This is a genomic window from Gemmiger formicilis, from assembly GCF_016901605.1.
GTDB lineage: Bacteria > Bacillota > Clostridia > Oscillospirales > Ruminococcaceae > Gemmiger > Gemmiger formicilis_B.
This window is the reverse complement of the sequence record NZ_JACJKP010001076.1, coordinates 1-215: the sequence shown is the minus strand read 5'-3', so window position 1 is coordinate 215 and position 215 is coordinate 1. Positions and strand designations below refer to the sequence as shown.

At 60.5% G+C, this 215-nt stretch carries 1 pseudogene; it reads left to right on the top strand.

What is annotated here, in order from left to right:
• A pseudogene (locus H6B10_RS17810) lies at positions 1-113 on the top strand (Hsp70 family protein); the annotation flags it as partial.
• Positions 114-215 lie beyond the last annotated feature (102 nt).

Sequence of the window (215 nt, the reverse complement as noted above, 5' to 3'; positions counted from 1 at the left end):
TCCACCTGGATGGCATCGCTCCGGCTCCCCGTGGTGTGCCGCAGATCGAAGTTACCTTCGACATTGACGCCAACGGCATTGTGCACGTAAGCGCCAAGGATCTGGGCACCGGCATCGGCACCGGGCTGAGCGCCCTGGGCCTGAGCAGCCTGCTTGTAAACCTTCTCGCTGATGGCGTAGAAGGACTTCTGCAGATCATCCTGCTTGGCCTTGAT